Origin of the sequence: Mesorhizobium sp. J18 (assembly GCF_007829525.1) — a bacterium.
Lineage (GTDB): Bacteria > Pseudomonadota > Alphaproteobacteria > Rhizobiales > Rhizobiaceae > VLJP01.
In genome coordinates this window covers 1-6,728 of the sequence record NZ_VLJP01000038.1, presented here as the reverse complement: position 1 = coordinate 6,728, position 6,728 = coordinate 1, and the positions used below count along the sequence as shown (strand labels likewise).

At 61.3% G+C, this 6,728-nt stretch carries 5 protein-coding genes; all 5 read left to right on the top strand.

The window, feature by feature from the left end; all coding sequences use genetic code 11:
* Positions 1–166 precede the first annotated feature (166 nt).
* The 5 genes from L598_RS14365 to L598_RS14345 all read left to right on the top strand — a co-directional run bounded on the left by L598_RS14365 (position 167) and on the right by L598_RS14345 (position 6,625).
* Positions 167–1,057: a MurR/RpiR family transcriptional regulator gene (locus L598_RS14365; protein WP_144863557.1), complete on the top strand. Its 891-nt coding sequence runs from the start codon at positions 167–169 to the stop codon at positions 1,055–1,057.
* The gene (locus L598_RS14360; RefSeq protein WP_144863555.1) at positions 1,054–2,403 is read left to right on the top strand and encodes an aspartate aminotransferase family protein; all 1,350 of its coding nucleotides are present in this window, start codon (positions 1,054–1,056) and stop codon (positions 2,401–2,403) included. The genes L598_RS14365 and L598_RS14360 overlap by 4 nt, the downstream gene beginning before the upstream one ends.
* 56 nt (positions 2,404–2,459) lie before the next feature.
* Positions 2,460–3,440 (top strand): TAXI family TRAP transporter solute-binding subunit, encoded by a 981-nt coding sequence (locus L598_RS14355; protein WP_144863553.1) that lies wholly within the window; start codon positions 2,460–2,462, stop codon positions 3,438–3,440.
* A gap of 78 nt (positions 3,441–3,518) precedes the next feature.
* The gene (locus tag L598_RS14350; protein ID WP_144863551.1) at positions 3,519–6,188 is read left to right on the top strand and encodes a TRAP transporter permease; all 2,670 of its coding nucleotides are present in this window, start codon (positions 3,519–3,521) and stop codon (positions 6,186–6,188) included.
* An 11-nt stretch (positions 6,189–6,199) separates the two neighbouring features.
* Positions 6,200–6,625 (top strand): universal stress protein, encoded by a 426-nt coding sequence (locus L598_RS14345; protein WP_144863550.1) that lies wholly within the window; start codon positions 6,200–6,202, stop codon positions 6,623–6,625.
* Positions 6,626–6,728 lie beyond the last annotated feature (103 nt).

The window sequence follows — 6,728 nt, the reverse complement described above, 5'->3', positions numbered from 1 at the left end:
GGCAGGGCGGGATGGTCCACCTTCGTCTTGCGGCCGCCGTTTGGTGCGACCGCTATCGCGACCGGGTCATTCACCGCCAGGGGCATGTGATACTCCATTTGTAGCTTGTTGAGATGTTCTGCAACATTTGTTGCAGAATCTTCAGATCGCGTCTACGATCCTTGGCATGGATCGCTCAGCGCTTGCCGACCGTATCATACAATCCTTTGACAGCCTTCCGGCGCAACTCGGGACGGCGGCTCGCTATGTGCTCGACAATCCCGATGATGTGGCGCTGCTTTCCATGCGCGAGCAGGCGCGGCGTGCCGGCGTCCAGCCATGGACGATGACGCGGCTGGCAAAGCGCCTGGGCTTCGATGGATATGAAAGCCTGCGTGCATTGCATGCGGAGGCGGTGCGACAAGGGGAACTCGGCTTTTCCGGTAGGGCCGGCGAACAGGTCATACGGCAGAAGAAGGGTGGAGAGCAGGCTTTTGCCGGCGACATAGCCGGCATGGTCGCCGGTCAGGTCAGCCGCCTGGCCGAGGCCGACACGCTCGCCGTCATAACGGCAGCGGCCGAGCTCATGGATGACGCGCAGCGCATATTCTGCCTCGGCCTGCGTTCCGGTCATGCCGTCATGGCTCACTTCGCCTATGTCATGTCCTTTCTTTGCGAAAAAGCCGTCTTGCTCGGCGGTCCAGCCATGGGCGGTCTCGATACCATCCGGTTGGCGACGCCGCGCGACGTGCTTTTCGTCACTACCGTTGCTCCCTACACCCGCCAGACGGTGGATATCGCCCGCTATGCAGCCGGTCGAGACGTGCCGATCGTGGCGCTGACGGACAGCGCCGTATCGCCGGTCGCCCTGATCGCGCGCCATGCCATCCTTGTCGGCACCGACAGTCCGTCCTTCTTCCACACCGTGGCACCGTCTTTCGTCGTTGCGGAGATCCTTGCTGCACTCATTGCCGGTCGTGGCGGCGACAGGGCCTTGGCGGCCATCGAAAACAGTGAACGACAACTCAAGGCGCTCGGCATCCATCTGCAGCCCGGAGCCGGATTGAAGGCATCATGACCCACATTCTCCACCGACAGATTCATGCCGATCTTCCCGTGGCGGTCGGTGGCCGCGGCATCGAGCTCTTCGATCGCGACGGCAAGGCCTATATCGACGCTTCGGGAGGTGCAGCCGTCTCCTGTCTCGGGCACGGCCACCCGGATGTAACTGCTGCCCTGCATGCCCAGGCCGACAAGCTCGCCTATGCCCATACCAGCTTCTTCACCAGCGAAGCGGCGGAAGCGCTGGCCGATCGTCTGGTGGCAGATGCGCCCGCCGGCATCAGCCATGTCTATTTCGTCTCGGGAGGGTCCGAGGCCGTGGAGGCGGCGCTGAAGATGGCGCGGCAATACTTCGTCGAGATCGGCCAATCACAGCGCTGCAATGTGATCGCCCGCCGGCAGAGCTATCACGGCAACACGCTCGGCGCGCTGGCGGCGGGCGGCAACGAATTACGGCGGGCGCAATTCCGCCCGCTTCTCATCGAAACCCACCATATCGACCCCTGCTACGCCTACCGCTATCGCGAAGCCGGCGAAAGCGAAGAGGCATACGGGCTGCGGGCCGCACAGACGCTGGAAGAAAAGATCCTCGATCTCGGTCCCGAAACGGTCATGGCCTTTGTCGCGGAGCCGGTCGTTGGCGCCACGGCAGGCGCGGTTCCGCCGGCGCCGGGCTATTTCAGGCGCATCCGCGAGATCTGCGACCGCTACGGCGTCCTCCTGATCCTCGACGAGGTCATGTGCGGCATGGGCCGTACGGGCACCCTCCATGCCTGTGAGCAGGAGGGCATCGCGCCGGACCTGATGACGATCGCCAAGGGACTGGGCGGCGGCTATCAACCCATCGGCGCGGTCCTTCTTGACGAGAAGATTTTCCGGGCCTTCGCCGACGGCACCGGCTTCTTCCAGCACGGACATACTTATATCTGCCATCCCATGGCTTGCGCCGCCGGGCTTGCCGTTCAGGAGGTCATCGCGCGGGATGGATTGCTGGAGAATGTCCGTAGGATGGGCGACCGGCTGGCCCGCCGCCTCGGCGAGCGTTTCGGCAACCATCCTTATGTCGGGGATATTCGCGGGCGGGGCCTTTTTATGGGGCTTGAACTTGTCAAGGATCGATCGACGAAGGAGCCGTTCGACCCTGCCCTGAAGCTGCACGCCCGGGTGAAGCGAGAGGCGATGGCGCGTGGGTTGCTCGTCTATCCGGCGGGCGGTACGATCGACGGGGCAAAGGGGGACCACGTACTGCTTGCTCCACCTTTCGTCATCGATTCGGATGCGGTCGATATCATTGTCGAACGCCTCGGCGATGCCATTGACGCGGCTTCGGCTGCTGGAGAGCTTCGTGGTCGGGCGGGGTAATCGTCCGGCAATTCTGCCGCTGTTTTGCGGGAACACTTGAAGAGGAGACTTAACCAATGAAAACAGGAAGACTTGCCGGCCTCGGTATCGCGGCGGCATTGATTGGATCGCTGGCGGTCGGGACCGCCACGGCCCAGGAACAACAATTCATCTCTGTCGGCACCGGTGGTGTAACGGGCGTCTATTACCCGGTCGGTGGTGCGATCTGCCGCCTGATGAATCAGACCCGTCGTGACCACGGCATCCGCTGCTCGGTCGAATCCACTGGCGGTTCCGTCTTTAACGTCAATGCGATCAAGGGTGGTGACCTGGAATTTGGCGTCGTCCAGTCCGACGTCCAGTATAACGCCTATAATGGCGAGGCCAATTTCGCCGAAACCGGCAAGCATGAGAAGCTTCGCTCGGTTTTCTCGCTGCATCCTGAGCCGCTGACCGTTGTTGCGCGTTCCGATTCCGGAATCACCGATTTCGACAGCCTCAGGAGCAAGCGTGTGAATATCGGCAATCCGGGCTCCGGCCAGCGGGCGCTGATGGACCTTCTGATCGCGGAGAAAGGCTGGACCAATTCCGATTTCGCCCTCGCTGCGGAACTGGCTCCGGCCGAGCAGAGCTCGGCTCTTTGCGACAACAATATCGATGCTTTCGCATATACCGTCGGCCATCCTGCCGGTGCGATCCAGGAGGCCACGACGACCTGTGACAGCATCATCGTGCCGGTCGAGGGCGAAGTGGTCGACAAGCTCGTGGAGGAGAATCCGTATTACTTCAAGGCGGTGATCCCCGGCGGCATGTATCGCGGTACCGACGAGGACGTGAACACCTTTGGCGTCGGCGCGACGGTGGTCACTTCGGCTGACGTCTCGGACGAGGTCGTCTATCAGTTCGTGAAAGCCGTCTTCGATGACTTCGAGGCTTTCAAGGGGCTGCATCCGGCGCTGGCCAATCTGACGCCGGAGGAGATGGTGTCGCAAGGCAATTCGGCGCCGATGCATCCGGGAGCCGAGAAGTACTATAAGGAAAAGGGCTGGCTGCAATAGCCTCCAAACAAAGAAGGGCGCCCGTTCAGACGGGCGCCTTTTTCGACCGGGAAAAGCCCGGCATGAAGGGGAACAGACATGGCGCAGCAGGAAGATGAGAGCGGCCGTGGACCGCTCAGCGAACAGGAATTGCAAGATCTCGTCACCGCGACCGATACCGGCGCACGAGACCCGGCGGGCCCGTCGGCCTATGTCATCGCGGGCGTGGCGCTCCTATGGTCGCTGTTTCAGATCTATGTCGCTTCCCCGTTGCCTTACACGCTGGCGAACTGGACGGGACTGCAACTCGTCTTCAACAGCACGCAGATCCGTTCGATCCACCTCGCTTTCGGCGTCTTCCTCGCCTTTCTCGCCTATCCGGCCTTCGCACGCAGTCCGCGCGACCGGATACCGATCATAGATTGGGTACTTGCGCTGCTGGCGGCTTTCTGCGCGCTTTATCTCTTCATCTTCTATCGCGATCTCTCCCAAAGACCGGGCCTGCCGATCACTCAGGACCTTGTCTTTGCAGGGCTGGGTCTCGTGCTCCTGCTCGAAGCATCCCGCCGGGCTCTCGGCCCCCCTCTGGCCATCGTCGCGATCATCTTTCTCGGCTATGTCTTTTTCGGTTCGGCTACCATCTTGCCGGACGTGATCCGCTGGGGCGGCGCCTCCTTCGCGCGAGCCATGGATCATATGTGGCTGACGACGAATGGCGTGTTCGGCGTTGCGGTCGGCGTCTCGGCTTCGTTCGTCTTCCTCTTCGTGTTGTTCGGCTCGATGCTCGACAAGGCAGGGGCCGGCAACTTCTTCATTAAACTGGCTTTCGCTCTGCTAGGCCATCTGCGCGGCGGCCCTGCCAAGGCCGCCGTCCTATCCTCAATGATGACCGGCCTGATCTCCGGCTCGTCCATTGCCAATGTGGTGACCACCGGCACCTTCACCATACCCTTAATGAAGCGCGTCGGTTTCACGCGCGAGAAGGCTGGCGCGGTGGAAGTCGCAGCATCGGTCAACGGCCAGATCATGCCGCCGGTGATGGGGGCGGCCGCCTTCCTGATGGTCGAATATGTGGGCATCCCCTATTCGCAGGTGGTGCAGCATGCGGTTCTGCCGGCCGTCATCACCTACATTTCTCTGCTCTACATCGTCCATCTGGAGGCGGTGAAGAAGGACATGCCCGCATTGTCCCGGCGTTCCACCGGCTCACCTTTCATGGGGCTGGTGCGCGGCGGTATCGTCTTCCTGTCCTTTGTGCTGGTTATGATCGGCATATACTGGCTCGTGCAGTTCATCCGCATGGCGCTTCCGGCCCTATCTCTCGAAGTGCTGGTGCTCCTCCTGCTCGCCGCCTATGTGGGCATGATCTGGTATGCCGCGCGGACACCGGACCTGGAGCTTGACGATCCCAACGCGCCGCTTATCGAGCTTCCCAAGGCGGGCGAGGTGGTGAAGACAGGGCTGCATTTCCTGCTGCCGTTGTTTCTGCTGGTCTGGATGCTCCTCGTGGAGCACCGTTCGCCGGGGCTATCGGCCTTCTACGCCGTGCTTCTCCTTATCGTGATCATGGTCACTCAGAAGCCCCTAAAGGCCTTTTTCCGCCAAGTTTCGCAGCCGGAGGTCATTGCGTCTGTGAGGGAGGGCGGGCGTGACCTGATTGAGGGGCTGATCCTTGGCGCGCGCAACATGATCGGCATCGCCTGCGCTACGGCCGCCGCCGGCATCATTGTCGGCACGGTGACGCTGACCGGCATAGGACAGGTCATGGCGCAGTTCGTCGAGTTCATCTCGGGCGGCAATATCTTCCTGATCCTCGTTTTCACGGCGATCATCAGCCTGATCCTGGGCATGGGTCTGCCGACGACGGCGAACTACATCGTCGTGTCGTCGCTAATGGCGCCGGTCATCGTGGAATTGGGTGCCGCCAACGGCTATTTGATCCCGCTTATCGCGGCTCATTTGTTTGTCTTCTATTTCGGGCTGATGGCCGATGTCACGCCGCCGGTCGGGCTGGCATCCTTTGCCGCCGCGGCGGTATCGGGCGGCGACCCATTGAGGACCGGTGCGCAATCCTTCTTCTATGAGATGCGCACGGCGCTCCTGCCTTTCGTCTTCGTCTTCAACACCGATCTGCTTTTGATCGATGTGAGCTGGGTCGAGGGCATCTTTATCTTCATCAAGGCGACGATCGCCATGCTGCTCTTTGCGGCGGCCACGCAGGGCTTCTTCATGGTACGCTCGCGGCTTTGGGAATCGCTGGCGCTCCTGCTCGTCACCTTTATGCTTTTGAGGCCGGGCTTCTTCCTTGATTTCGTGCAACCGCCTTACGAGCAGATCGCGCCGCAGCAGATCTTCCAGACGGTCGAAAACGAACCTGAAGGCGCTGGCATCCGCATCAATATCAGCGGGCCGAGCTTTGACAATCCGGACCAGACCATCGAACGCACGATGGCTTTTGCGCTTGGCCCTGCCGGTGAGTCCCCGGAAGCCCGTTTCGAGGAGGCATCCGGTCTCACGGTGGTACAACAGGGCGATCTGGTCGCTCTGGAAGAGCCTCTCGACCTGAACAGCCTTGCGGGTCGTACATTGGCGGAGATGGATTTCTACGCCGATCGTCCGGTCCAGATCACCGCCGTCGAGGTTGCTGCCGAGCGAATGCCACCGGAGGTGTTCTACTTACCGGCATTGCTGATCCTTGGACTGGTCGTTTTCGCCCAGAGGCGGCGCGGCGGGACCCTGGCCGGCAATCCGAAGCCCGCCGTGGCCTGAAGGAGGAAGCCATGTACAAGGACATCCTTGTCTCCGTCGATCTCGGCAATACCGAACACGAGGCGCGAGTACTGAAGACAGCTGTGGACTATGCACATACCTTCGGCAGTCGCCTTCATATCATGACGGTGGTCCCCGATTACGGCATGTCCATCGTCGGCGGCTTTTTCCCGAAAGAGCATGAGAAGGAGGCGATGGACCATGCCAACCAGGCGCTCCATGCCTTCGTGAAGGAGCACGTGCCGGCCGAAATCCGGCACCGTCATATCGTCGGACACGGCTCGATCTATCGCGAGATCCTGCGCTATGCCGATGTTACCAAGGCCGATCTGATTGTCCTTTCCGCTGCTCTTCCCGGACCAGAGGACTATCTGATCGGTCCCAATGCCGCTCGTGTTGTGCGGCATGCCAATATTTCGGTCCTCGTCGTCCGCTAAGCGAAAGTTTCCGGTTACGACAGGCGGCACCATCAGGGATGACCGTACCGTACGTTACGGTTCTGACCGGGTCGAGGAGTGTTTCCGGGATGATTGCCGGCCG

What these genes read in the sequence shown, in the direction of transcription:
- L598_RS14365 (WP_144863557.1), top strand. Translation starts at nt 167, where the DNA reads ATGGATCGCTCAGCGCTTGCCGACCGTATCATACAATCCTTTGACAGC.
- L598_RS14355 (WP_144863553.1), top strand. Translation starts at nt 2,460, where the DNA reads ATGAAAACAGGAAGACTTGCCGGCCTCGGTATCGCGGCGGCATTGATT.
- L598_RS14360 (WP_144863555.1), top strand. Translation starts at nt 1,054, where the DNA reads ATGACCCACATTCTCCACCGACAGATTCATGCCGATCTTCCCGTGGCG.
- L598_RS14350 (WP_144863551.1), top strand. Translation starts at nt 3,519, where the DNA reads ATGGCGCAGCAGGAAGATGAGAGCGGCCGTGGACCGCTCAGCGAACAG.
- L598_RS14345 (WP_144863550.1), top strand. Translation starts at nt 6,200, where the DNA reads ATGTACAAGGACATCCTTGTCTCCGTCGATCTCGGCAATACCGAACAC.